The following is a 24,408-nucleotide window of genomic DNA, read 5'->3' as shown; positions in this document are numbered from 1 at the left end:
CCGATGCTGATTGTCACCCGGTAGGCAACAATCAATCTCATCAGCTACAGTGGCGTGACCCATTTGCACCCCGTATTCAGCAGGAGTGTTGTGACGTATAACCGATTGAGGGGTTCAACGAAACCGCATGTTCCCATCTGCTGAGTCTTCGGCACTACACTCTTCTCAACTCGTCTCGAATCCACCCCTATGCCCGATACCGTCCTCGTCGCCTTGGATGGCTCGCCGCTTGCCGAGCGTGCGCTCACGTACGCTCTCGAGAACTTCCCGGACGCAACAATCACCACGATATACGTGATCAATCCGATCGACTCCGTGATCGATGTGGAAGCTGGTGGCTTACCAGTCGCAGAGGAGTGGTACGAGACCGCTCAGGAGCGCGCGAACGCGATTCACACGACGGCTACAGATCAGGCAGCAGAGCACGATATCGTTCTCGAAACGGTCACTGAAATCGGGAAGCCGGCGCGTGAAATCCTCAGCTACGCTGATGGCCACGGCATCGATCAGATCGTCATGGGTAGCCACGGCCGGTCAGGCATCGACCGGGCACTCCTCGGTAGTGTCGCCGAGAGAGTCACCCGACGGGCACGGATTCCGGTGACGATCATTGGATGAGGTCCCCACCCAACGTAACGCTGCTGAGGGCGCTCGACGAGCCAATACCGTGTGTAGTCGGACGGAAACTCGGCGGGATACCTAAAACGTGAAATCAGACCAAACCATAGGTACCGAGAAGGTGACCGAGGCTGAATCCCTGTCTCTCTCGACGTGCACTATCCGCATTGAACGGCGGGGTGGTCGTGGCGACGCGGGAGCACGGGCACTCGAACGCCACCTCGAGGGACTTTCAGGCGTCCAAGAGGTCGACATCTCGTTTCGGACAGGGGACGCTCGAATCACCTACGATGGGAGTGTCACGTCGGAAGAGACGATTCGAGACGCCATCCGGAACCGGAACGTCCTGATACGAGACGAGTCTGAGAGGACGACCGAGGACGTGAGCACACGCTCGGAACTCAGACGGGAGACCGTGTTCGTCGGACTGACGCTGCTCGGGATGGTGACCGGCCCTGTGACAGGGTGGCTCGGTGGGCCGGCACCACTCATGTGGGCCGGCTACGGAGTCGCGTACGTCTTCGGCGGCTGGTACGGCCTCAAAGGCGCGATAGAGACGCTGCGCCACCGGGCAGTCGATATCGACCTCCTGATGATCGTCGCTGCGCTCGGCGCTCTCTCGATTGGCGCCCCGTTCGAGGGTGCGATGCTCCTCTTTCTGTTCTCGCTGTCGAACACACTCCAGCACTACGCGATCGGTCGGTCGCGTCGGGCCATCAAATCGCTCGTCGAGATGCGGCCAGACGAGGCCCAGATTCTCGAGGACGGTACGGAAGTCACCGTCCCCATCGACCAGGTCGAGGTCGGTGACGTATTCGTCGTTCGTCCGGGTGACCGAATTCCGTTGGATGGCGTCGTGCAGGCCGGAGAGAGTGCCGTAGACCAAGCGTCACTGACTGGTGAGTCCATGCCAGTTTCGAAAACACGTGGTGACGAGGTGTTCGGTGGGACCATCAACGAGAGCGGAAGCCTCGAAATCGAAGTTACCCGGCAGGCCCACGAATCGGCTATCACCCGTCTCATCGACATGGTCGAGCGTGCCCAGAGCGAGAAAGCGCCGACACAACGGCTCATCGACCGGCTCGAACAGCCGTATGTGCTGGGCGTGTTCGGCCTGACCGCTGCGGCCATCGCCATCCCGCTCGTACTCGGCAGTGAGTTCACCAGTACGTTTTACCGAGCGATGACACTCATGGTCGCCGCCTCGCCGTGTGCAGTCGTCATTTCGACGCCTGCGGCTGTGCTTTCGGCAATCGCCTCGGGTGGGCGGCAGGGCGTCCTGTTCAAGGGCGGTGAACACGTCGAGACAGCAGCGGACATCGACGCCGTGGCATTCGACAAGACCGGCACACTCACGGAGGGAAATACAGAGTTGACCGATGTGCTCGTCCGTGACGAAGGGGCAAGCGGCGAACTGGACGAAGACGGCCTACTCGCCCTCGCAGCTGCGGTCCAGGCCCGTTCAGAACACCATCTGGCACGCGCGACCGTTACTGCCGCGGAGGAGCAGTCCCTCGACATCGTCCAGACAACCGGGTTTCAGGCAGCTGCAGGGAAAGGTGTTCGAGCCGTCGTAGCAGGCGCGACGGTTCATATCGGGAATCGGAGTTACTTCGAGACGGTCCTCGCCGATACCGAAATAAACGGGCTCGAACAGGGCTTCGATCGGCTGGATGCCCTCGAGGCCGAAGGGAAGACGAGCGTCCTGGTCGTTCGGGAGAACGGCGATGCCGCTCACGTGCTCGGATGGTTGGCGTTTACCGACACACTTCGTCCGGAGGCTGCCGAAATGATCGCCGAGTTACGGTCACTCGGAGTGGAACAGGTCGTGATGCTCACCGGAGACAACGAACGGGTTGCACAGCGAATCGCGGACGAAGTCGGAATCGACGAGGTCCAGGCGGAGTTGCTTCCCGAAGAGAAAGTGCGGGCCATCGAAGACCTACTGACTCGGTACGAAACCGTCGCGATGGTCGGGGACGGAGTCAACGATGCACCCGCGCTCGCGACGTCGACGCTGGGTGTCGCGATGGGTGGTGCAGGGACAGATGTCGCACTCGAGACCGCAGATATCGTCTTGATGGGTGATGACCTGAGCAAGATCCCGTATGTTTTCGGCCTCGGACAGAGGACCCGTCGAACACTGCGGGTCAACCTCGCCATCGCCTTCGCTGCGATCGCGCTCATGATCGGTACGATCCTCCTGCGTGGCATTCCGCTGCCACTCGCCGTGGTCGGTCACGAAGGATCGACTGTGCTTGTCTCGTTGAACGGACTACGGCTACTGGGCTATCGTCGATGACGAGTGCGTTGCTGTAGACGGAGATACGTTAACAATATAGGAAGATTGGATTCGGACCTGATACCTGAGTCTGAGATTCCGTAGGGCTGTCCGAACGGAAGTCAGATTGACCGCGTCCAGCGCCTCAAGACGGAGATATTCGCTAGCGGTCTGTATCAATCACTCAATCTGGAACGGCACTGAGAACCCCAGGTGGATGAGTTCACCGGCGGTCGACGTTGATAAGGCAGGCATAATAACAAAAGTACAACTGTGAGTGAATTTCTTGCTAATAAGTGGTAAATAAATAATTAACAGATTGTGACAAGTCTAGACACCGCTGTCGCCGACACGATCTTTGGCGATCAGCTAGCATATTGTGACGGACTAACCGTGGTACGTGGCGTCAACGAATCAATACGACTATTCATCGCCTAAGACGGCAGTTGGATCCGTTAATTAACGAGAGAGGTGGGCGGGGCAATGGGTTCTGAATCAGCGGTGATGGTCTAGAACCGGTGAGCGACTCCGGAGGAGCGACCGAAGGTGGTCTGCCTCTTCGAACACCGTCAGTCGGGCGTTCGGTGACCGGTCAGCGAGTCGCCGGACACCGTCGACCGGGACGTTCGAATCCCGGGCGCCGTGCCAGAATCTGACGGGGATATCGAGTGGGTCCACTGCGTCGAGCCACGGGCGATTGACGAGGCGGAACTCGTTGACCGCTCCGCGCCGGTGCGTGTCGAACGCTTCGAGGAAATCACGATAGACGACAGTCGCTACGTCGTCGGGCACGGTATCAGTCGCATCGTCGGCGGTGTACTGGCTGACCACGAACGAGGGATCGAACCGGTCAGCCAGACGCGCCTGTAGCCCGAACAGCGTCGAGAGTGCCGACGGCAGGTGAGTGGCGAGAGCGGACAGCGTACGCTGGGTCAGTGGCGTCTGTGTCCGAAGTGTTGGTGGCGCGGCGCCAGCGATGATGTCAGCTTGTGTGAGACGGTCTTCGAGGGCCGAAGCGGCGGCGAGCGCGTGGGGCCCGCCACCTGAGAAGCCGACGATGCCAGCCTTGGAGACACCTGCGTCGTCGAGAACCGCCGCCACGAACGGCCCAGTATCCGGGAGCGTGCGCTCGGGCCAGGGTGAGGAACGACCTGATCCGGGCCTGTCGGGAGCCAGGAGTCGGATCCCAGCCTGTCGTGCCGCGTCGTGGAACAATTCGCCCAGGAGTCGTGACCCCGGTGTCCCGTGGAGGAAGACCACCGGGGCACCGTCGGTCACGCCGTACTCGGCGTAGGTGACAGTCCGGTCGCCGACGTTCGTCGTCCGGGTACGTGAATCCACGTCGAGGCCCCGGCACCCAACCGACGTCGAAGCGTGGTCAGCCATTACTAGACCCTACGGCGTCTGGGTGGGAATATTACTTGCCGGATTGGTCTGCCTTTATTTATGAGGGGGAATGTTTTGTCCCCATGAAACAGACGACGTTCAGGGTCGACTATCCGGCCGACCTGCGACACCCGATACACGCCCGGTTGATGGGCGACACCGAGATATCCCCGGCCGAACTGTTGATGTGGGGGCCGACGGCGGACGTCACGACCCTCTGTTGGTACGACGGGACGAAAGCCGACGTACGAACGGTCCTTGAGAGCGTCGACCCGGTCACGACGACCCTCGTCGGCGGTCCCGAGGGGACATACGCCTTCGTCGAGCAACGGGCGTTCGAGTTCGACGACTCGGTGATGGCAGTGGTCGCCGACGCGAGCGTCGTCTTCCTCCCACCCGTGGTGTTCGACGCGTCGGGCATCGTGGAATTCGAGGCGGTCGGAGACACGGGTGGACTGAGTCGTTTCTACGACGACCTGCGCGCATTGGGCGACGTGACGATATCGCAAGTGAGCGCGTTCGACCGGCAGCGTTCGCAGGTACGTCTCACGGCCCGCCAACGAGCGGCACTGGAAGCGGCCCACGAGGTTGGATACTACGAAGTGCCCCGGACAGGGTCCGTCCAGGACGTTGCGGACGAGCTGGGCTGTGCGCACAGTACCGCCGGAGAGTTACTTCGGAGGGCGGAGGCCGCCGCCGTGGCGCCGTACGCTCGGTGAGCGTGGTACTGGACAGACCGCTGACAGAATTCGGGAAGCACGCCGCCTGCTGAGACGGGGTACGTTGAGCGCTTCGATGCGGCCGGGCGTGTCCACGAGACGTCGCTGTCCCGGTACCAACAGGGGGTCCGTCGAACCAGAGTCAGAAACCGATAGTTAGCGGTCCTCGGTTGCCCGATGGAAGGCCTCGTGCCAGGGGTCGGCGTCCGAACGGCGCTCGAACTGGTCGAGGGCGACCTCGCCGTCCTCCTTCGTCGCACGGATGGCTTTCTGCATGGTGAAGTAATCAACCATACCGTACTCACCGGCACGGGGATACCTCAATATGCAGTCGTTAACCGCTGAAGACCACCGTTCAGAGAACGGTGGAGGGTGCCTGCTTCAAAGCGTCAAAACCAGTCTGATGAAGGCTCTCGAATCGATTTGACCGGGCGAAGACGGCGACTAGTGGTGGTGACCGCCGAGGCAGCGTCGCGGGTCTGCTGCCAGCGGTTGCGTGATCAGCTGGCCAGCCGACAGCGAGGTGAGAGCACCGCACGGTAGCGTGTAGTAGTGGCTTCGTAGCCGGCAGCGAGAAATAGCGGTGGTGGTCGTCGGGTACGTGCCCGTCAGATCGGGCCACGAGTCACGAATATCGCGGTCAGTTAGAGACGTTGTTGACAGACGAGTTCTCGGACTCGTTCAGCGTGACCTCGATGGAGTCCCCGTCTTTCAGGACGTAGGTGTTCGGGTCGACTTCCTCGCCGTCGACCGTGACGGTGAAGGACGTCTCGCTCCCGTTCTCCAGATACATCGTCCCGTTGTACGTCATCGCGTCCTCCGAGACGTTCATGCCGGGGAACGTCGAGAGGGCGTACGCGACGGTGAGGTTCAGCGAGTGACCGTGCCAGCGGGCGGCGTCCTCGTCACCGTGGAAGTGGAAGGCCTCTTCGGCCATGACGTACTCCTCCTGCGTGAAGTCGACGGGTTCGCCGTCGACCGTCATGTTCAGACGACCGTGCGGGTGAGGGTGGGACTGCTCGACGAGCCGACCGGGAACCTCCTGGTCGTGGTCGTCGACACGAACGACGAGCTCGTGCGCGGGGTTCATGTCCTCCAGGGTGTACTCGCTCGGGTCCTCGATTTCCGTGCCGGCGACCTGATACGTGATGGTCGTGTTCGCGTCGCTCTCGTTGTACGTCTCACCGTCGATGGTCAACGAGTCCGGCTCGGCCGTGACGTTGGCCGTCTCGAGCGCTTCGGCGAGGGTCATCGGCTCCTCGGCCGTCCACGTGTGCTCGTTGGTCTCGTTGAAGGAGAACTTCGCACCAGGTTCGGTGTCGAGGTGCTTCTCCTGGCCTTCGACGACGACGAGCATCCGTCCCGAGAGCTCGGACTCGCTGTCCTGGCTCGTCGTGTCCATCTCTGAATCGGTCGTCTCCTCGCTCATCGTCTCCTCTTCGGTCGTAGCATCCGTCTCCGCAGGTGTCTCGCCACCGGACCCGCCGAGTGACGAACACCCGGCGAGCAACACCAGCAGGGCGGCGAGTACCGCGGTAATCTGTGAACGCGACAGCTTGAGTGACATGCGACTCTGAGTCGGTCCGTCGAGCCCCTTATTACTCGGGCGGTAAATCTCGTATAAACATCAGGCCACAGAGCATAGCAGTATGATAAGACCGGGAAACCGCGGGCGTGCGACCAGCCGCTCGTACTCGTGGCCACAAGGTTTTAACGACGAATTCGAAACCACGGAACGGGATTCTATCTCGGTTCGTTGGCCACACGGGCGGCGATACGGTGCTACGAGGGTGGGCCGTTCCATGATGTAGGTCCGACGTCCCGCCGTAGCTGAACGGTCCGTGCGCCCACTCGAGGCAGTCGTGACAAGTCTAAACACACCATTAGCACTCAGTTAGTAATTGTGCGTGTGGCCGACCAGTGAGTATGAACGTCACCGAGGCTGGGGACAGAGCCACGGCCGTGTTGAACGAGGTCTCTAACGCCGTCGTCGTCGACGAGAAAGTGCTACGGATGATTCTGACCGGGGTCGTCTCGCGTGGACACGTCTTGCTCGAGGACGTACCGGGGACCGGTAAGACACTGACTGCGCGCAGTTTCGCGACCACGCTGGGCCTGAGTTTCAATCGGATACAGTTCACGCCCGACCTCCTGCCCACGGACATAACCGGGACGTACATGTTCAACGAGAAGACCCGAGAGTTCGAGTTCAGCAGCGGGCCGATCTTCGCGAACGTCATCCTCGCCGACGAGATAAACCGCGCCTCGCCGAAGACACAGGCGGCCCTGCTGGAGGCGATGGAGGAGGGGCAAGTGACGATGGAGGGAGAGACGCACGACCTGCCCGAACCCTTCTTCGTCATCGCGACGCAGAACCCCGTCGAGAGCGGCGAGGGGACCTTCCCGCTGCCGGAGGCTCAGAAGGACCGCTTCCTCGTGAAGACCAGTCTCGGCTATCCGCCGAAGGCCGGAGAACGGGAGCTGCTGGACCGCCGTGACGCTCGTGACGACCAGACACCCAGCGCCCAACAGGTGCTGACGACGGCGGCAGTCAGGGAGTGGCAGCAGGTCCCCGAGCGAATCACCGTCCACGACGACCTGAAAGATTACATCGTCGAGGTGGTTCGCGAGACGCGGATGGACCCCCGTGTCGAAGTGGGTATCTCGCCCCGCGGCTGTCAGCGGTTGTTCGAAGTCGCGCGGGGCTACGCCAGCCTGCAAGGGCGGAAGTACGTCACCCCGGACGACGTGAAAGCCGTCGCCGACCCGGTACTGGCACATCGCATCGTGTTGACCGCCGACGCCACTATCGACCAGACCACCAGTAGCGACGTGGTCGACGACGTTCTCGACGACGTACCGGTCCCGAGCGTCGGCTACCAGTAGCTGCGACGCTGCGGGCTACCAGCGCAGCGCCACGGTCAACAACACGAGAGCGACGAACACCATCGCGAACGAGGCCAGGGACAGGCCGTCGTTCGCGAACCCGCGGGCGAAGAGAACGACAGCAGCGCCCACGGCTCCGACCAGCGTCGTGCCGGTGACGTGACTCGCTTCGAGGCGCCACGTCGTGGCCCCGCGGCCGAGGTGTTCCCCGACACCGATCGCGTGTTCACCCGCGTCCCAGGCGACGATCGTCCCGACTGCAGTCCCGAGCAACAGCGTCAGATCCGCGGTCTGGAACAGTCCGGCGAGGACCACACAGGCGAAGAGACCGCCCGTGCCCAGTTTGACGAGCGAGCGCGACCCGTCCCCACGCACCGGCACGAGTGCGGCAGCGAGGACCGCGAGCCCGAGGAACCCGGGGGCCAGCCGCAGTAGCTCGCTCAGCGGACCGCCCTGACTACCGAACCCACCGATTGCGACGGCACAAACCGCGGCACCGACGAGTCCGAGTGGGAGACCGACAACCCGGTAGTCGGTTCGGTAGACCGCGGCCCCGAGGCCGACGAGGCCCAGACCGACGAGTTCGATCACCAGCCACGTGCCGACGTCAGTCGTGTCTCCGGCGAGAGCGAGGAGGACGGCCGCGGCGGCGAGCACTGCGAGCACGCTACTGAGCAGCGTCGGTCTCGAGTTCGAGTGGGTTGCGTTCATCCGTGCATGGCCTCCGTTCGTCGGTGAAGCGTCGCAGAGAGCGGTTCAGTCGTCTCCCAATCGACTGCGGTGACGTCGGACTGGCGCAGGCGTCGCAGACGACTGTCCCGCTCGATGGCAGCCAGTTTACGACCACCAGCCGTGCCGTCGGTGATTGTCACGTCAGGCGAGACGACCGTCACCCGGTGCCGTTCGGCCTCGAACCGCTGGACCGCCTCGACGACGTCGTCGTCGAGTAGCGGGGAGACGACCAGCAGTTGCGTATTGTCGTCGAGGCGCGCCAACAGCGTCTCGACCTGCGCCTCGACGTCGGCCGTCGTCCCCGGTTCGGGTGGCCGTGCTTCGAACGCCGAATGCGTGGCGAGAAGTTCCTGGACCCGGAGCCGATGGCGTCGACCGCTACTGGGCGGCAACCAGAGGTCCTCGGTCCCGAGCACCGACAGGCCGACGTGGTTCTGTCCGTCGAGGACCGTCTCGGCGAGTTGCTGTGCCGCACCGACCGCTGCGACCACCGCGTGTGGCTCGCCCTCTCGCCCCCGGTAGGCCCCCGGCGTCGCGTCGACGACGACGACGACGCTCGCGGTCTGTTCCTCACGGAACTCTATCGTCGTCAGTTCCCCAGTCCGGGCGTACCGGTTCCAGTCGACGCGCCCGACCGGGTCGCCCCGTCGGTACGAGCGGGTCTGGTGAAACTCCGTCCCGCTTCCGCCGGAGTCTGCGGGGTTCTGTCCTGTCACGTCGAGCGTCTGTGACCTGAGGGGGGCCGTTCCGACGTCCGTCGTACAGTCGACCTCTGTGTCCGTCTCGATCTCGACTTCCACTTCGTGGCCGCCGCTCGGGTCGCGAGCGATAGCCGTCGCCGCCTCGAAACGGTGGCGTCCTCGCTTCGCCGCCATGGTATACGAGAACGAGGCGCTCTCGCCAGGCCGAAGCGCGGTCCCGATGCGCGGTGTTCCGTCGGTCACGGCCAGCGCCGGAGGCACCCCGTCGACGACGCGGAGGTCGAATATCGGTCGGTCACCGACGTTCTGTACCGTCGTCGTCACCTCGACGCTCGTCCCCGCCTGCGGGTTCGCTTCGCTCACGCGGCGGTCGATGTCGAGTCGTGGCTCCGACACCGACGAGAGTCTGGGATACACCGCGTACACGACCCCGAGCGTCGAGACGAGGAGCAACAGAGGCCGTTTCGCGAGCAAGCCGACGCCGGCGGCCCCAAGCGTGAGGACGAGGACGCCGCGCCAGCGGTGTGTGCGTCGCGCGTCACTCATCGGGACCGCCCCCCGGTTCGTTCGTGGCATTCGGCGATGGCACCCATCGTTCGTCGCGCACGGTACCGGACTGGCGTCTCACCGTGTGCGACGGCCCGCAGTCCCGTTCGGACGCTGTCCCGACTGGCCCCGGTGGCCAGAAACCGGGCCGCGACCCGGTCCTCGGTCCAGGACCCGTCGTCGACTGCCGACGATGCCTTCGCCTCGGGCCACCCGTGTTCGGCTGCGACCGTCCGGACTGCCGCCTCACGGAGACGGTCCCTGACCGCCTCACGAACGTCCCGCCCGACGATGGGAACCACGGTCCGCCACCCGTCGAGTTGCTCGTCGAAGCGTTCGCCTGGTTCGGGTGCCGGCGTCGGTCCCTCGACCGCGGGCATCTCACGGACCTCCACGCTGTCACTGCTCGTGAGAAACACCAGCGACGCGAGCGCCACGGCGACGCCACCGAACGCCATCACGAGGAGATAGTCGTTCTCGACGCCCGCACGGAGCGAGGAGACGAGTCCGGCAGCGAGATCACCGGCGGTTACGAACGCGGCGACCATCACGAGCACCCCGACCACGCCGAGCGAGATTCGACCCCACGGGAGGTCCTCCAGGGCGAGGTCTGTCGTCTCAGTCATCGCGCTGCCCCATCGAGTGTCGGAGGTGTGCCGACGCCTCACGTACTTCGTCGGTCGTAACGGGTCGATCACCGTACCGAACCGCCTCGAACAGGTCGGTGAGTTCCCGAACGGGTTCACTCCTGAGCCCAGTCTGCGCGACCGCTTCCGCGCGTTCGCGGGGCGTGAGGGAGGGGTCGTCGGCGGCCCCTGCTCGGGAGACCATCTCGAGCCACGTACGCTCTATCTCGTTTTGCGGTTCGCGACTCGGAAGTTTCGTCGTGGCCGCTCGGACGTCGGTCGTCGACTCACGGCCGACGTACTCACGGAGTCTGTCGAGTAACAAGTCGCGCTTGTGGCCGACGAGAGCGAGTATACCGAGCACCGCCAGCACGGCAACGACGGCGAGTAGCCGTTCGAACAGCCAACGGAGCATGTCCATGAGACTGTCGACCGGTCCACCCGGACCGAGACCAGCCTGTTTAGTCAGCCCGCTCTGTGCGCCCTCAGAATCGGCAGCGCTACCCGAACTCTGGCCGGTTCCGTCGGTCGTGTCTGCAGTCGGCTCTGTGGCCCCGCTGTCGGCGCGGCTCGACTCACGACCCTGTTGGCTCCCGTCGGAGGACGGCTCGCTCGTCGTTCCGGAGTTACCCTCCGTGTCGCTCTGCCCGCCCGACTGGAGTGCCTGTTTCACCTGGTCGGCTTGCTCCGATGGCAGTGGAAGTGAGTCGGTGTCGACGTCGACGACGTCGTCGGGGTTCCCGGGAACCGACGTTTCGAGGGACGCTGCCATACTCACGGCGGCGAACAGACAACAGCCCGCAAGCAGGATTGTGATGACGTGCTGCTGATTCATTGCTCCGCGACGAGCCAGTCCCGGTGCGAACCCTGTCGGCCGGCCGCAGGATAGTGGTTTCCTCGTGGCGATACGCTGGTGAAATCGAGCGAGGTCCGGATAGTCGCTGCCGTAGAACGCATTGTCTGTGTGACGGAATTACCCTTAGCGGCCTTATTATACACCAGATAAGCGGTTCTATCGGGCCGGTAATAAACCGCCCTCCACCCGTGGCTCCACTCGATACTGATGTTTGGCATTCCGAAACGACGCTTACTCGCACTACTCCTCGCCGGACTGTTGGTACTGGGTGCCGGCTGCGCCGGACTCGGTGCTGGCGAGAGTGGCGCTAACACGACGACAGAGGAGACGACTGCCGCGACGACCGACACGGAGACGACGGACACCGCGACAGAGACTGTGAGCGATGACGACGGCCACGACCACAACCACAGTCACGGCGACGAAGAGACGTCGACCCCGTCGTCGGCCTCGGACGCTGATGGGACCGACGGAACGACGACAGGGAAGATGACCGTCGTGGTCGCCGCGGACGAACTCGACTTGCAGGACCGCGACGAGTCGGGCGACGGCTTCGGTATCGCTGACGACCCGCACACGTGGGTCACGGATTCGAATATGACGCTCGCCGAATCGCTCAGTCGGTTCGGCGTCGACGCCCAGTCGGACACACTCTCCGTCGACGGGACTACCTACGAAGAATCGACTAACGGGACGGATATTTACTACCGTGTGAACGGTGAGGAGGTCGATCCGACGGCCGTCACGCTCGAGGACGGCGATCAAGTGTGGGTCACCGTCGAGACGGCCGACATGAACGCCTCGGTGCCCGGCAACTACATCGACAACGAGCAGCAACACATCCACGGGGACATGACCGTCACCGTCGACGGCGAGGAAGTCGACTTCAGCCGTTCGAAGTACCAGTCCAACGACCGCCACTTCCACTTCGAGGGCGGTGAGGGCGAGTACTGGCACTCGCACTCTTCGAACGTGACACTCGACTACGCGCTGGACTCGCTCAGCGGCGTCAACGTCACAGCGGATACGATTTCGTTCAACGGGACGACCTACGACAGGGACGACTCGGGCACGACTATCTCTATCGAAGTCAACGGCGAGTCGGTCCAGCCGAGCGAGTACTACCTGAAAGACGGCGACGACGTCCAGATTACCATCGAGCGAACGGAGGGCTGACCATGACCGCTCGCCCGCCTACGTACGACAGACCGCTTCCACAGGCGCCCACAGTGTCGAGTCGTCCCGCGGTGGGCAGACTGCTGGGGCATCAGACGAGGCCGAGGCCATACAGAGCGTAATGGCTTCCGACGTCAGTCACGTGACGCTGGACTGGCCAGCCACCGTCGTTGTCGTCGGCGAGAGCGAGCGAATAGAAGCCGCACTCGAAGCGCTCACCGCCGGACACGCCGACGCGTGCATGATGTCGTTCGACTCGGCACGAGCGGCGCTGACCAGTCTCGAGAACGGAGCCGATGCGGACGTCATCGTGAGCACGAAGTCGCTCGACGGCGGGAGTGGCGTCGACTTACTCCGACACATCTCGGATGCCTACCCCGATATTCCGATCGTGTTGGCCGGTGCGGACCTGACCGCGGGCGACGAGCGAACGGCAATCGAATCAGGGGCGGCCGACGTCGTGCGTCTCGACCCCTCGGATTCGTCCGGCGATTGTGTCTTGCAGGCCCGTGTCAGGCGTGTACTCGAACGGTCGAGCCAACGAGACCGACCCGAGGTACCGAACTGGAGCGACGGACCGAGCTTGCTGGGAGAGTCCACCGAGACGCTCCGCCGGCTGTTCGAGGCCTCGACGCGAGAGGCCGTCGCGGAGGCGGTCGTCGACGCGGCGAGGTCGACGCTCGACTACAGCCACGCTGCGGTGTACCTGCTCGATACCGACGGGCAGCGCCTCCGCCGCGTCGCCGCAGCATCAGCGGACAGCGAAAGTGAAGGGCCGGTCAGTGCCGGTCCAGGGACGCGGCTCTGGGAGAGCTTCGTCACCGGCGACGTCGAAAGACACCGCGACAGGTCAAATGTGACAGAGATAGGTGCCGAGCGTGCATCTACAACGCTCCCGATCGGCGAGTTCGGCGTGCTGCACGTAGCCCTGGAGACCCACGAACACGAGGCCGTCGGTGCAGACGAGCAACTGACGAGTCTCGCGACGGCAGCGACGGCTGCGCTCGAACAGATAGACAAGTCCCAGTCGCTGCAGCGACAAGCAGCAGAACTCGACGAGCGTGCCGGTCGCCTCGAGCGGCGTCGCAGCCTCGTCGACGCCATGGCCGTCGTGCAACGAGCGGGAATCGAGGCCGAGTCGCAGGCCGAGCTCGAGCAGCGAGTCGTGAACGGACTGGTCGACACCGACCAGTTCTCGTTCGTCCGCATCGACCGAGTCGGGAGTAAGCGCGACCGACTCGAACCTCGGACGTTTGCTGGCGAGGAGCGGGGCTACCTCGACGCGGTCGACCTCCGGCTGGACGAAAGCGTTCAGGAGCCCGCAGTTCGGGCCGCCCGGAGCCAGTCGACGGTCGTAGTCGACGACATCACGAGTGGCCTCAGGGACGACACTTGGCGCGAAGAGGCGCTGACGCGCGGGTTCCAGTCGGTGTTGAGCGTCCCGCTTCACCGGGACGGACGACTGTGGGGCACCCTGACGGTCCACGCGACCGACGCCGACGCGTTCGACGACGAGGTGGTTGACGCGTTCGACGATATCGCCCGAGCGATAGCGGACGGCATCAGCGTCGTCGAGCGCAAGCGGTCGCTACTCTCGGACACGGTGATAGACCTCGAACTGACGCTGACGGATGGCACCGACGTGTTCAGTCGGGTGGCACGTGAGACGGGTGCCAAGCTCGACTTCGAGGGGGTGCTCGCCCGGAACGAGAACGCGGTCCTGTTCCTCGTCGTCACCGAGGCGGACCCGGCAGCGGTGAAGCGTGCCCTCGAGTCAGCGCCGTTGGTCGGCGCCGTCGACCACGTCCCGCACGGCGACGGCGAACTGTACGAGATAGAGCTTGAGGCGGTCTCTCTCGTGAGCGAGATACTGAGTTCTGGCGGAACCTTGCGCGACCTCACCGCCGACGGCGACACGACGCGTCTGCTGGTGACGTTGCCGGCAGAGACGGATGTTCGTCGGTTCGTCGAGTCACTCGAACAGGTCGCACCGGACGTACGGTTACACTCCCGGACACAGCGGACACGACCGTCCCGGCGTGACAAACCGTTCCGGGTCGAGTTCGAACAGCGCCTGACCGACCGGCAGTTAGAGGCGCTTCGGACAGCACTCCTGAGCGGTTACTTCGAGTGGCCCCGAGAACACACTGCCGAGGAGGTAGCGAGCTTGCTGGATATCTCCCAGCCCACGTTCAACCGCCACCTGCGGGTGTCGCTCAAGAAACTGTTGGAGCTACTATTCGACGCCGACGAGGAGTAGGGACCTCCGGGCCGGGTCGTGTGCTCTCCGTAGCTCTCCTTAGCCACAAGATAAGTTCATACCTTCAGATATGATACCGATGTGACGATGATCCACTGCGACCTTGGAGCCGACGTCGAGTACGACGCCCGGAGTAACACGTACCGGTTTCAGCGACGGGAGCACTGCGAGACGAACATGAGCACTGCGGTGGTCGCCGCGGTCGCACAGGCGATCGATAGAGAACCGACGGAACTCGAACCGCTCGAAGAGCAGATAGACTCCGACGCACTGGACATGTTCTTCGATCCAGATATCGGGAGAGACGCGCGTGAGAGCGGCTGTCGTGTGACGTTTCCGTTCGCTGGGTGTGAGGTGACAGTCGACGAGCAACAGGCTATCGTCGTCTCTGCACCCGAATGAGAGACGCAGTGCTCCATGATGAGTGGCGGGTGTTCGGGGGACTGTCGGGTGGTCGGACTCCGGGCTGACGCTCGCTCACGCTACGCGCTGCTGGGCTGAGACTCGCGGCGCCACGAGACAGAATCTTCAGGAGGACTGTCGGATGCCAGCTTCCACCGCCAGTACGACGAGATGGAGTGCGAGGAGGGCGGGCAGGACGAACGGCGTCAGCGCTGGACCTAGCAGGAGGGTCGTGCCGATGGCGAGCACGGTGATGACACTGGCGGCGAGTGTCAGCCGGAACGCGGGCGGCGACGTGTCTTGTTGTCGATCGTCGGCCAACCAGTGACGGCCGATGTCATCGAAAGCTGGACCGATGTGTATCGTCTTCGCTTCCGAGTCGTATTCGACGAGGTCGACCTCGTCCAGTTTCGGTAGGTGGTTCTGGCACAGCGAGATGTACACGCTGTTGTAGATGTCGTCCGGAGAGGTCGAAGGGTCGGAGACGATCTCCGCGACTCGTTCGCTCAGATCGCTGACGTCCCAGACCTCGTCGGACTGGGACAGCAGTTTGAGACATACCCTCCGACGTTCGTTACCCAAGAGGTCGTAAACCGCATCCTCGTCGAGTGTCGGCGTCTCCCGGCCGGGGTCGGAGGCCTCGTCCGCGTCGGGCGATAACCATGACGGGCGCGCAGATAGTTTCGATAGTACCATTAGTATATTCTCTCTCAGCACTACTTATATATCGAGAGTAGCCCGCGTGGGGTGATGGAACATCGAATCGACTCACTTGTTCCAGCTACTCAGGTCCAGGTGGCTCAGCCCGAGCTCCGACCAGGACGATTCGGTCACCCAGTGGCTCACCGCGAGCAGCGTAAACAGGGCACTGACGAGGATGCCGACACCGACCTGTGACGGGAGGGGGGCGGACATGAGCCCACTGGAGAGTGCGGACGCGACGAACAGACTCCCACCGGCAGCGTAGAGATAGCGTTTGTGCCAGCTCACATCGACGTCGGCGGTCACCTGGTCGTCGTCATCCATCTCCGGTGCCGGAACGTCGTCGGAAGCCGATGCATCCGCCTCAGCTTCCTCGTCGTGTAGCAGTGACGGTTCGCTGCCGAGGTAGGCGTCGAAGCGCGCGGCCAGTTCCGTCGTCTCGACGTAGCCTCGACTCTGGTTGTATTCGAGCACACCTGCCTTGTCCATCTTCGGGAGATGGGACTGGTAGAGCGCGATGTACACGCGCTGTCGCTGCTGGGAACGGAGAGCGTCGATCGTGGTGTCGTGTTCCAGGGCGGCGATGTGTTCTGCGATGTCGCCCATGCGCGCGGGCTCGTCGCCGTCGTACTCCTGGAGATACTTGAGGACGAGGCGACGCCGACGGCACTGGAGGACGTGGAAGATGTCGTCGCGCGTCAACTCCTGTTCCGAGTCCGTATCGGAGTCGGACGCAGCTTCCGACTCGTCGGAGGTGCTGTCTGACGTCTCGTTTCGGAGTGTAGCTTCGGGCATGTTCGGTTCAGCCTTGAGCCCATTTCCCCATATAAAGCGCCGGTCGTTCCGTTCCTTTCCGCCGTCGATAACTGTTTCACCCGGCCCGGCAACCGTCTAAACTGTCGTTAAACACTGTTCACGTCCGGCGGAAACGGACGTTTCGAGGCGGTGAAAACCCCAGTAAGCGATTCCTGACACCCGATATAGTGCTTCCGCGCGCCGTGGGGCTCGTGGCGGCGCGACATCGTCGTCGAGGACGTTCGCGGGCCCCATGTCGGTATCGGCGGTCCCAGCCGCTCTACATCGCGTTACTACGTCTATAAGGTCATCTTACCGTGAAAAACAGAGAGATTTGCAGGTGCGTGAGCGTGCCGATCCACTCAGACGTAGCTGTCGAGGCGGGCGAAAAGACGCCGTGAGCGGCGAGAGAGTCGGCACCACGTCGAGCCGGACGGCCGCGAGGCTGTCGACCTCTGCCCGCTTGCCTGCGCCGCCCGCGTCGGCCGTCAGCAGACTCTGCCGGATCCCGGGCGGTCGACGGGCCCCGAGTGGTCGTCCCGGTCACGGTCCAGTTGCATCTGCGCCGGCTTCGCCTCTTCCAGGCAGATGAGGTTCTCCCTACCGATCCGGAGTTTGACGATGTCATCGTCATCGTCCATGCCGGAGAGTAACCGGCTCACCTTCGCTTTCGACCACTCAGTGACCGTGACGATGTCGCTCTGCTTCATCCGCCCGGCCTCGGCCCGCAGCATCTCCAACACCAGTTCGTCGTCGGCAACGAGTTCGTCGTCACGGTCTGCAACGACAGCCTCGGCGGAGTCCGGTATCGGTTCTGTGTCGCCATCTGAGTCCGACATCAGTCCGGGCTCAGTGGTGTCGTCGGTCATCTCGAGTGCCCGATCCTCGGACCTGAGGAGGCCCATCTGGAATGCTCGAGCGCTGTCGACGACATCGATGACGAACCCACTTCGGATAGCGGTGATAGAGAGCCCGATACCGACGACGAACCCGAGGACCGTACTCGTCAGCCACGCGGGCGTGAGTGGACTCGTCGGGTTCGTCCCCAGAGTGGTCTCTAGCTTGTCGCTCATCAGGTCCCCGTCCGAGTCCACGCTCGTCGGATCGGTGCCTGCTACGTGTACCTCTCGACCGTCTTCGAGTCCATCACCGTCAGTGTCTGCGACTGTCGGGTCGGCGCCGGCCTCTAGTTCCGCTCCATCGGCGAGGCCGTCGTCGTCGGTGTCAGCGACCGTCGGGTTCGTCCCTTCAGTCACTTCTTGCTTGTCAGTGAGGCCGTCACCGTCGGTGTCCGCGACCGTGGGGTCGGTACCGAGGGAGACCTCCTTGCTGTCCGCGAGGCCGTCACCGTCCGTGTCTGCCGTGAGCGGGTCCGTACCCAGTTCTTGCTCCCTGCCGTCAGAGAGCCCGTCGCCGTCGGTATCCGCGACTGTCGGATCCGTCCCCTGGGCGAGTTCGCGACTGTCTGTGACGCCGTCACCGTCGGTATCTGCGACCGTCGGATCGGTGCCTTCGGACAGTTCGACGCTGTCTGAGAGCCCGTCGTCGTCCGTATCTGAGGAGGTCGGGTCGGTGCCGAGTTCCAGCTCACGGTGGTCTGACAGACCGTCCCCGTCCGTGTCAGCGGCCATCGGGTCGGCGCCGACGCTGAGTTCGACTCGATCGACGAGGCCGTCGCCGTCCGTGTCTGCCGCCGTGGGCGACGTCCCGTGTTCGTGCACCTCCGCCCCGTCGGACAGCCCATCGCCGTCGGTGTCGGCGTTACTCACGTTCGTTCCGGCGTTGACCTCGTTCTCGTTGTTCAGGCCGTCCCCGTCCAGGTCGCCACTTCGAGGGATCTGCTGGACCGTGATGGAGTCGGTGTCAAGAACGGTGCCCGTCTCGGTGTCCCGGAGTGTCAGGTTCAGCGTCGTCTCGGTCGCGTTCGTAGCAGGATAGGAGAGAGTAGGCGAAGAGGTGTTCGCGAGCGACGTGCACGTCGTAGTACCGTTCGTTTCGAGACAGAGTTCCGTCTGTGGCCCTGCCGAAGAGGTCTCCACACTGACGAGGTAGGCGTCGACAGGCTGACCCTGAGCTGTGTGACCCCAGACATATGTCGTGTTACCAACAGAACCGGCAGCGTGTGTCTGGCTCACGTCGGCGATGGTGGCCGATGCCGTTGCCTCGCTGTCACTTGCGGGGCCCGCGCCCGCTGCAACGCCGGCAGAGAACGCTATCACCGTCGTTAAAGCGAGGATAACCCTGATTGCGCACGATAACTGACGCTTGTCCATGTTGCGCGAGCAATGAACGTAATAACTGATAGCCTTTTTGGCTCGTCAGACATTAGTCACACGTTTTAAAGCTAGCACGGCTTCTAGTCGAATTTTGTCGAAAAAATGTGTTCACTCGGTTAATTTCATCTTAACCGAGGGCGCTGGAACCAATTAGTCAATTTCATCGGCGAGGGAAGGCGTCATGGGTAATTATTCATACACGTCTGGGTGGCCGGCTCGATACCTATCGAGTCGGGAGTGCGAGAGACCGTTCCAACAATATTAATGTGGATTTACCGCTCGAACGCTGTGTGTAAGGTACTGTTCAGCTGCGGCCGTGGGGTGCGGACGTCGTCTGGCAGTCCTCACCGGGTTGGACGAGGTCCGAGGGGTCTATCGAGGCGTCGTCAGTCGTCGAGTCGAGCCAGGTGGTAACGTCGTTGACGCGGAGTTTGAGGCGCCAGGGGAGTTCCTGGATACCGGGCGACTCCGAGAATATCTTCTCGTCGAGCCCACAACGGTCGTACAGCTCCGCTCGGTCGGGCCACGGGCCCTGATATCCCGATACGAACGGCATCGCTCTTCGGAGGAAGTTGTCTATCTGATTGAACGTGTACGAGTCGTAGGGCCGGTCCGGGGGTCGGTGGTGGAGTATGTCGTCGTCGAGTTTACGAAGGGCGCGCAGGTACGTCTGTGTGTTCCGATGCTCTGGAGGTGTGGCGAGGTGCCACTCGACGAGTTCCGCGTCGAGTGAAACGCACGATTCGACGAACTTGTCGCTCAGCTGGAAGCGGAACGGGCGCGACGGCTGATTGAGTATCCCGAACAACGCCATCCCGTCGTACAGTCTGTCGAAGCGATGGTCCCAGCGGTCCAGAACCTCGTCGACCCGCCGGCGGAGGAACTCCTTGCCCGACTCGTCGAACATCGTGGTGTCCCGGGACAGCATCTCGGATGCCGGGAGGTACCCGAACTTCTCGGCGAAGTGGTTGGCGATGTCGGGGTCTGGGTCGATGCGATACGGCGGACACTTCCGGTCGAACACCTCGACGCCGGTGATCGGCTGGAAGTGCCCACGCAGCATCGTGTCGGCGAGGCCACCGTGGTAGATAGTGTCCACGTCCATCTGGTCCATGTACCCCGCGTGGTGGATGTGGAGCGACTCCATGATACCGTGACCGTACTTGACGGTATCGAGATCCGTGTTCAGGTACCGCTCGTCGACGGAGAGCGTCTGGTGAGGAATCCCGTACTGCGTGGCGAGTTGTTCGGCGACAGTGAGTTCGGAACTATCGGACTCCCCGACGGTGTAAGCGGCGTCGAGGTCCGAAACGCCGGCGAGGATCGTCCGTGAGTCGTACCCACCGCTCAGCAGGACCCCCTTGCGTCCGGGAAGCCCACTCCGTCGTTCGAGCGCGCGGCGCATCCGCTCGGCCAGCTCGGCGGCGTAGTCGAACTCACGGGACTCGTAGACGAACCGACCGAACTCGTAGGTATCCGTGGCGGTCAGCCAACTGTCGAAGGGAATGCGACTGACCTGTTGTAGTGCCGTTCTATCGTCGAAGACGACGCCGAAGTGGAGGAACTCGAGCAGCGGTTCGTAGTCGACCTTCGGGGTCGGCACGGTGGCGGCGACAGTCGCCGGGTCGGTACCGAACACGCGCGTCCCGCCCGTGTCCGCGTAGTAACACTCTCGACTCCGGACGCTGTCGGTCGCGACGACACCGGGCTGGTTCTCGTGGTCGGCGACGACGATGAACGAACCGTTGAATCCGGTCAGGGCGTCGGTTCCGTGGGCCGCGAACTCCGAGAGTGCCCACTCGGCCGGGTCCGTGCCGTCGATGGAGCGAGGGTATGCTTCTCCCCAAACGGCACAGGCGCCGGCTTCGTTCTCGAAGACGGTAGTTCGACCGGGGATGTCGAGTTCCGAACTTCGGACGCCGAAGGTTAGGTCGGGACCCGAGACGACTCTGTCGAACTCGTCCGGCGATCGGTACTGTTCGAAGGTGGTTTCGTCACCGAACACACCGAACAGTTCCTTGTTCATCGGGCGGACGTCCCGGTCGACCTGTTGCATCTGGAGAGACATTACTGGACTGTCACACTCTTCGCGAGATTACGTGGTTTGTCGATGGCTCTGTCGAGTTGCTTCGCCGTGTGATACGAGACGAGCTGGAGCTGGATGTTAGCGAGGAGGTTCTGACACACCGGATGCGTGTCGGGGACTTCGAGGTAGGCGTCCGACTCCGCGACACCGGGACCGTCGGCCGGTCCGACGCCGATAATCTCGGCCCCTCGCGTCTGTGCCTCCTTCGCGTTCGTGACCGTCTTCTCGGCGTCTTCACCCGTGAAGAGGCCGAACACGGGCGTCTGCGAGGTGACGAGTGCCAGCGGGCCATGTTTCAGCTGTCCCGAGGCGAAGCCCTCTGCGTGCTCGTAGGTGATCTCCTTGAACTTCAGGGCACCCTCGAGCGCGACCGGGCGGCTCATCCCACGTCCGATGAAGAAGTACGCGTCGTACTCGAGGAGCCGCGAGGCCAGTTTCTCCGCACGGCTGGTCTCGACGACGTGGTCGATGTGGTTCGGGATCTGTTCGAGAGCGGCGAGCAGTTCCGAGAGGTCCTCTCGTGGCGACGCGTCGGGGAGTTCGGCCGCTATCTTCTGCGAGAGCAGAATCAGGGTGACGACCTGGGACGTGAACGTCTTCGTCGCCGCGACCCCTATCTCGGGGCCAGCGCGGATGAACACGCTATCGTCGGCCTCGCGGGCAGCGGTGGAACCGACCACGTTCGTGACGGTGACCGTCGACGCGTCCCGCTCGGTGGCCGTCCGGAGCGCCGAGAGCGTGTCCGCAGTTTCCCCGCTCTGGGTCACCGGGATGACGAGCGTCCCGTCTGACGTGGGACCCGCCATCTTCGCGTACTCGCTGGCACGGAACACCCGGGCGCGGACGCCAGCGTCGGTGAGCATTCGCGCTCCGAACAGCGCCGCGTGGTACGACGTGCCGCACGCGACGAGGTGGACGTTCTCGACGCCGTCCAGAATCTCGGCGTCGAGATCGTCTAAAGCTACCTTCCCCTCGTCTGGATCGACCCGCCCGCGAATCGTCTTCGAGAGCGAGTTGGACTGGTTGTGAATCTCCTTGAGCATGTAGTGGTCGAACGCGCCCTTCCCGACGTCCTCGGGGTTCCAGTCGACGCGCTCGCCGCTTCGGTCGGCGGAGACCCCGTTCTCGTCGAAGATCTGCGCCTCGTCGGGTTCGAGGACCACCACGTCGCCGTCTTCGAGATAGACGACGTCGCGCGTGTGTTCGATGAACGCGGGGATGTCGCTGGCGAGGTAGTACTGGTCGTCGTCGAGGCCGAGGACGAGCGGTGACCCGGCCCGGGCCGCGTACACGCGACCTTCGTCCCGGACGAGGGCGGCGACGGCGTAACTGCCTTCCAGTTCTTCGATTGCGCGACGGAAGGCTGCGATAGTCTCGTTCTCTTGCTTCCGGAAGTGCTCGACGAGGTGGGGGATGACCTCCGTGTCCGTATCGCTGGTGAACTCGTACCCCTCCTCCGAGAGGAACTCGCGGAGTTCGGCGTGGTTCTCGATGATACCGTTGTGAACGACCGCGACGTTGTCGGTGTCGCTCGTGTGTGGATGGGCGTTCTCGTCGGTGGGCGGGCCGTGGGTGCTCCAGCGGGTGTGGCCGATACCGACGTCGCCGGACGACGCGGCGGTCTGAATCTCGTCGCGGACCTCCGAGACGTCACCGGCGCGCTTGTGGACGGCGATGCCGGAGCCGTTCTGGACGGCGATACCGGCAGAGTCGTAGCCACGATACTCGAGACGTTCCAACCCGTCGATGAGCGTCCCAACCGCGTCGTCCGCCCCCGCATGCGCAATGATACCACACATTAGTGGCTCACCTCGTGGCGGCCAGGAGAGGTAGAGATAGAGGCGGGGGCTGCTGCAATCGACGCGGGCGGTCCGTTCGTGGGGTCAATCGTAGTTGACGACAGTGTTCGTGCGTACATGTGTTCTCACCCTGGTCCCGATTCGACGGGAAGGACTCGTTGGTATCCACGGCTTTACCGGCCATTCCTATACAGGGTCTAAGCAGAACGCTGGACAGGGAAACGCCGGATACGCCACTCCGACGACCGACGAGCCTCTGAACGCGAGCGCTGCGGAGTCGTTTACCAGCTAAATAATGAACCGGTGACCGGACGAATGACCGGTAATGCCTGAGAGACCTTCTCGAAGAAAGTTCCTGGCTGCGTTGGCGGCCGGGTCGGCAATCACCGTCTCCGGCTGTGCGAGTGTCGTAGAGAGCGTCAGTGGTTCTGGCGGAGAGACGCCGACTGAGAGCGGCGAGGTGCCCGTATCGAACGCGTCACAGTCGACGCCGGAGCCGACGCAGACGGCGAGTGGGACCAACTCCACCGAAGCGACCGAGACCGAAGAGCAGTGGTCGGTAGACGAGGTGACGATATCGGAGCCGTCCGTGTCGTTGGGCCCGGTCACGCTCCCCGAAGACGACACCGCGTACCCGACGATTGGCGACGCCGACGAGACACTGGCTCTCTACGGAAACTGGAAGTGCCCTTACACGCGAGAGTTCGTGCTCGGTCAGTTCCCGAGCCTCGTCGACGAGTTCGTGGGGTCCGGTGACGTCTCTGTCCAGTTCCGGAGCGTCCCCTATCGTGGCGGCGAACCGTTCCTCGGCGTCGACGCCCCGCGGTCGACTCGCGCGGGACTCGCCGTCTGGGAGACCGACCCCGAGTCCTTCTGGGAGTACTTCACCTACGTCTTCGCCAATCAGCCCCAGGAACGGTATCGGTGGGGCAAGCCCGCACTGCTCACGCGGTTTGCCGGAGCCGCGGACGTGTCCGACCCGTCTGCGGTCCGGGAGGCCGCATCGGACGAAAGCGCCTACGAAGATCGTATCGACCGCACGCTCGCGGACGCGAACGAGAACGATATCTGGACCGTTCCACGTGTCGTCTACGACGGCGAGGTGACGGCGCCGACCCTCGACGCCGAGAGCACGCGCGAGCAGTTCGAAGCGGCGGCCGACGAGTAATCGACGGGCCGCCGGCGCCCCCACCCGGAAGCAGCACCGGCCCGTAGAGCCCCTTTTAATGGAGATTTAAGCGGCCGAGAGGCGTCGGTACCATCTCGGTGGAGCTGTGTGCGGGCCGTTTCTCGCGTAGAGACGCGCGCTGCGCCTTCCACGCGAGTCCGCGGCGTGAGACGGCGGTCGTGTGAATCGACCACATTCCCCGGTCGTAACCTTAGGCACCTGCGAAGCAGTCCACTCAGCCGACACGATTCGCCGCCGTCACGCCCACGTCGGGTTTATTTCGCCCGGATAGTCAGCTAACGTACTTAGCGGGCTCATAGGAATGCCCCCACAACGTCGTTGTCTGTACGAGAACAGCCCGTATCGGTCACTGAGGGCTGGTGAACCGGTGAT

General features: G+C 63.3%; 20 protein-coding genes. 8 read left to right on the top strand and 12 right to left on the bottom strand.

The window, feature by feature from the left end; all coding sequences use genetic code 11:
• Window positions 1-189 precede the first annotated feature (189 nt).
• Window positions 190-618: a universal stress protein gene (locus ACV7GQ_RS19060; protein ID WP_470313534.1), complete on the top strand. Its 429-nt coding sequence runs from the start codon at window positions 190-192 to the stop codon at window positions 616-618.
• Window positions 619-739: 121 nt separating this feature from the next.
• On the top strand, window positions 740-2,920 hold the full coding sequence (locus tag ACV7GQ_RS19055; protein WP_470313533.1) for a heavy metal translocating P-type ATPase: 2,181 nt from the start codon (window positions 740-742) through the stop codon (window positions 2,918-2,920).
• Between the two features lie 474 nt (window positions 2,921-3,394).
• Here the strand turns inward: ACV7GQ_RS19055 and ACV7GQ_RS19050 are convergent, their stop codons facing one another.
• Window positions 3,395-4,285 (bottom strand): alpha/beta fold hydrolase, encoded by an 891-nt coding sequence (locus ACV7GQ_RS19050; protein WP_470313532.1) that lies wholly within the window; start codon window positions 4,283-4,285, stop codon window positions 3,395-3,397.
• 83 nt (window positions 4,286-4,368) lie between these two features.
• On the opposite strand from ACV7GQ_RS19050, the gene ACV7GQ_RS19045 reads away from it, so the two are divergent.
• On the top strand, window positions 4,369-5,004 hold the full coding sequence (locus ACV7GQ_RS19045; RefSeq protein WP_470313531.1) for a helix-turn-helix domain-containing protein: 636 nt from the start codon (window positions 4,369-4,371) through the stop codon (window positions 5,002-5,004).
• Between the two features lie 156 nt (window positions 5,005-5,160).
• Here the strand turns inward: ACV7GQ_RS19045 and ACV7GQ_RS19040 are convergent, their stop codons facing one another.
• A complete protein-coding gene (locus ACV7GQ_RS19040) occupies window positions 5,161-5,298 on the bottom strand; it encodes a hypothetical protein (protein WP_470313530.1) in 138 nt (45 codons plus the stop codon).
• Window positions 5,299-5,644: 346 nt separating this feature from the next.
• Window positions 5,645-6,571: a hypothetical protein gene (locus ACV7GQ_RS19035; RefSeq protein WP_470313529.1), complete on the bottom strand. Its 927-nt coding sequence runs from the start codon at window positions 6,569-6,571 to the stop codon at window positions 5,645-5,647.
• A 359-nt stretch (window positions 6,572-6,930) separates the two neighbouring features.
• Here ACV7GQ_RS19035 and ACV7GQ_RS19030 point away from each other — a divergent pair, with 359 nt between their 5' ends.
• Complete coding sequence (locus tag ACV7GQ_RS19030; RefSeq protein ID WP_470313528.1) at window positions 6,931-7,890, top strand: AAA family ATPase; 960 nt, start codon at window positions 6,931-6,933, stop codon at window positions 7,888-7,890.
• A gap of 15 nt (window positions 7,891-7,905) precedes the next feature.
• On the opposite strand, the gene ACV7GQ_RS19025 is transcribed toward ACV7GQ_RS19030, so the two are convergent.
• From ACV7GQ_RS19025 to ACV7GQ_RS19010, 4 genes are read right to left on the bottom strand one after another with little or no spacing between them, the layout of a single operon-like run.
• Window positions 7,906-8,601 (bottom strand): DUF7519 family protein, encoded by a 696-nt coding sequence (locus ACV7GQ_RS19025; protein ID WP_470313527.1) that lies wholly within the window; start codon window positions 8,599-8,601, stop codon window positions 7,906-7,908.
• Window positions 8,598-9,869, bottom strand: a complete 1,272-nt coding sequence (locus tag ACV7GQ_RS19020; protein ID WP_470313526.1) for a DUF58 domain-containing protein — start codon at window positions 9,867-9,869, stop codon at window positions 8,598-8,600. The genes ACV7GQ_RS19025 and ACV7GQ_RS19020 overlap by 4 nt, the downstream gene beginning before the upstream one ends.
• Window positions 9,866-10,495 (bottom strand): DUF7269 family protein, encoded by a 630-nt coding sequence (locus ACV7GQ_RS19015; protein WP_470313525.1) that lies wholly within the window; start codon window positions 10,493-10,495, stop codon window positions 9,866-9,868. Before ACV7GQ_RS19015 ends, ACV7GQ_RS19020 begins: the two co-directional genes overlap by 4 nt.
• On the bottom strand, window positions 10,488-11,330 hold the full coding sequence (locus tag ACV7GQ_RS19010) for a DUF4129 domain-containing protein (protein ID WP_470313524.1): 843 nt from the start codon (window positions 11,328-11,330) through the stop codon (window positions 10,488-10,490). The genes ACV7GQ_RS19015 and ACV7GQ_RS19010 overlap by 8 nt, the downstream gene beginning before the upstream one ends.
• 399 nt (window positions 11,331-11,729) lie before the next feature.
• Here ACV7GQ_RS19010 and ACV7GQ_RS19005 point away from each other — a divergent pair, with 399 nt between their 5' ends.
• The 3 genes from ACV7GQ_RS19005 to ACV7GQ_RS18995 all read left to right on the top strand — a co-directional run bounded on the left by ACV7GQ_RS19005 (window position 11,730) and on the right by ACV7GQ_RS18995 (window position 15,189).
• On the top strand, window positions 11,730-12,527 hold the full coding sequence (locus ACV7GQ_RS19005) for a hypothetical protein (protein ID WP_470313523.1): 798 nt from the start codon (window positions 11,730-11,732) through the stop codon (window positions 12,525-12,527).
• 121 nt (window positions 12,528-12,648) lie between these two features.
• A complete protein-coding gene (locus tag ACV7GQ_RS19000; RefSeq protein ID WP_470313522.1) occupies window positions 12,649-14,787 on the top strand; it encodes a bacterio-opsin activator domain-containing protein in 2,139 nt (712 codons plus the stop codon).
• Between the two features lie 87 nt (window positions 14,788-14,874).
• The gene (locus ACV7GQ_RS18995) at window positions 14,875-15,189 is read left to right on the top strand and encodes a HalOD1 output domain-containing protein (RefSeq protein ID WP_470313521.1); all 315 of its coding nucleotides are present in this window, start codon (window positions 14,875-14,877) and stop codon (window positions 15,187-15,189) included.
• A gap of 126 nt (window positions 15,190-15,315) precedes the next feature.
• Here ACV7GQ_RS18995 and ACV7GQ_RS18990 read toward each other — a convergent pair whose 3' ends face one another.
• The 5 genes from ACV7GQ_RS18990 to glmS form a co-directional block, all read right to left on the bottom strand.
• Window positions 15,316-15,906 carry a DUF7344 domain-containing protein gene (locus tag ACV7GQ_RS18990; RefSeq protein WP_470313520.1) on the bottom strand — a complete coding sequence of 197 codons (591 nt, stop codon included), beginning with the start codon at window positions 15,904-15,906 and terminating at the stop codon, window positions 15,316-15,318.
• 51 nt (window positions 15,907-15,957) lie between these two features.
• Window positions 15,958-16,686, bottom strand: a complete 729-nt coding sequence (locus ACV7GQ_RS18985) for a DUF7344 domain-containing protein (RefSeq protein WP_470313519.1) — start codon at window positions 16,684-16,686, stop codon at window positions 15,958-15,960.
• A 488-nt stretch (window positions 16,687-17,174) separates the two neighbouring features.
• On the bottom strand, window positions 17,175-18,959 hold the full coding sequence (locus ACV7GQ_RS18980; RefSeq protein WP_470313518.1) for a helix-turn-helix transcriptional regulator: 1,785 nt from the start codon (window positions 18,957-18,959) through the stop codon (window positions 17,175-17,177).
• Between the two features lie 307 nt (window positions 18,960-19,266).
• Window positions 19,267-21,030 (bottom strand): asparagine synthase-related protein, encoded by a 1,764-nt coding sequence (locus ACV7GQ_RS18975; protein ID WP_470313517.1) that lies wholly within the window; start codon window positions 21,028-21,030, stop codon window positions 19,267-19,269.
• A complete protein-coding gene (gene glmS, locus ACV7GQ_RS18970; RefSeq protein WP_470313516.1) occupies window positions 21,030-22,847 on the bottom strand; it encodes a glutamine--fructose-6-phosphate transaminase (isomerizing) in 1,818 nt (605 codons plus the stop codon). The genes ACV7GQ_RS18975 and glmS overlap by 1 nt, the downstream gene beginning before the upstream one ends.
• 325 nt (window positions 22,848-23,172) lie before the next feature.
• On the opposite strand from glmS, the gene ACV7GQ_RS18965 reads away from it, so the two are divergent.
• A complete protein-coding gene (locus ACV7GQ_RS18965; RefSeq protein ID WP_470313515.1) occupies window positions 23,173-24,015 on the top strand; it encodes a DsbA family protein in 843 nt (280 codons plus the stop codon).
• Window positions 24,016-24,408: the final 393 nt, after the last annotated feature.

Source organism: Haloarcula sp. MBLA0163 (assembly GCF_055632435.1).
The sequence above is the reverse complement of the archived record's forward strand: the minus strand, read 5'-3'. Positions and strand labels throughout refer to the sequence as shown.

Excerpts from the sequence above, each read along its gene's own strand:
- ACV7GQ_RS18975 (WP_470313517.1), bottom strand. The coding sequence starts at position 21,030 with ATGTCTCTCCAGATGCAACAGGTCGACCGGGACGTCCGCCCGATGAAC.
- ACV7GQ_RS19035 (WP_470313529.1), bottom strand. The coding sequence starts at position 6,571 with ATGTCACTCAAGCTGTCGCGTTCACAGATTACCGCGGTACTCGCCGCC.
- ACV7GQ_RS19050 (WP_470313532.1), bottom strand. The coding sequence starts at position 4,285 with ATGGCTGACCACGCTTCGACGTCGGTTGGGTGCCGGGGCCTCGACGTG.
- ACV7GQ_RS19020 (WP_470313526.1), bottom strand. The coding sequence starts at position 9,869 with ATGAGTGACGCGCGACGCACACACCGCTGGCGCGGCGTCCTCGTCCTC.
- ACV7GQ_RS19000 (WP_470313522.1), top strand. The coding sequence starts at position 12,649 with ATGGCTTCCGACGTCAGTCACGTGACGCTGGACTGGCCAGCCACCGTC.
- ACV7GQ_RS18985 (WP_470313519.1), bottom strand. The coding sequence starts at position 16,686 with ATGCCCGAAGCTACACTCCGAAACGAGACGTCAGACAGCACCTCCGAC.
- glmS (WP_470313516.1), bottom strand. The coding sequence starts at position 22,847 with ATGTGTGGTATCATTGCGCATGCGGGGGCGGACGACGCGGTTGGGACG.
- ACV7GQ_RS19025 (WP_470313527.1), bottom strand. The coding sequence starts at position 8,601 with ATGAACGCAACCCACTCGAACTCGAGACCGACGCTGCTCAGTAGCGTG.
- ACV7GQ_RS19060 (WP_470313534.1), top strand. The coding sequence starts at position 190 with ATGCCCGATACCGTCCTCGTCGCCTTGGATGGCTCGCCGCTTGCCGAG.
- ACV7GQ_RS19040 (WP_470313530.1), bottom strand. The coding sequence starts at position 5,298 with ATGGTTGATTACTTCACCATGCAGAAAGCCATCCGTGCGACGAAGGAG.
- ACV7GQ_RS19030 (WP_470313528.1), top strand. The coding sequence starts at position 6,931 with ATGAACGTCACCGAGGCTGGGGACAGAGCCACGGCCGTGTTGAACGAG.
- ACV7GQ_RS19045 (WP_470313531.1), top strand. The coding sequence starts at position 4,369 with ATGAAACAGACGACGTTCAGGGTCGACTATCCGGCCGACCTGCGACAC.
- ACV7GQ_RS18965 (WP_470313515.1), top strand. The coding sequence starts at position 23,173 with ATGCCTGAGAGACCTTCTCGAAGAAAGTTCCTGGCTGCGTTGGCGGCC.
- ACV7GQ_RS18980 (WP_470313518.1), bottom strand. The coding sequence starts at position 18,959 with ATGGACAAGCGTCAGTTATCGTGCGCAATCAGGGTTATCCTCGCTTTA.
- ACV7GQ_RS19015 (WP_470313525.1), bottom strand. The coding sequence starts at position 10,495 with ATGACTGAGACGACAGACCTCGCCCTGGAGGACCTCCCGTGGGGTCGA.
- ACV7GQ_RS18995 (WP_470313521.1), top strand. The coding sequence starts at position 14,875 with ATGATCCACTGCGACCTTGGAGCCGACGTCGAGTACGACGCCCGGAGT.
- ACV7GQ_RS19010 (WP_470313524.1), bottom strand. The coding sequence starts at position 11,330 with ATGAATCAGCAGCACGTCATCACAATCCTGCTTGCGGGCTGTTGTCTG.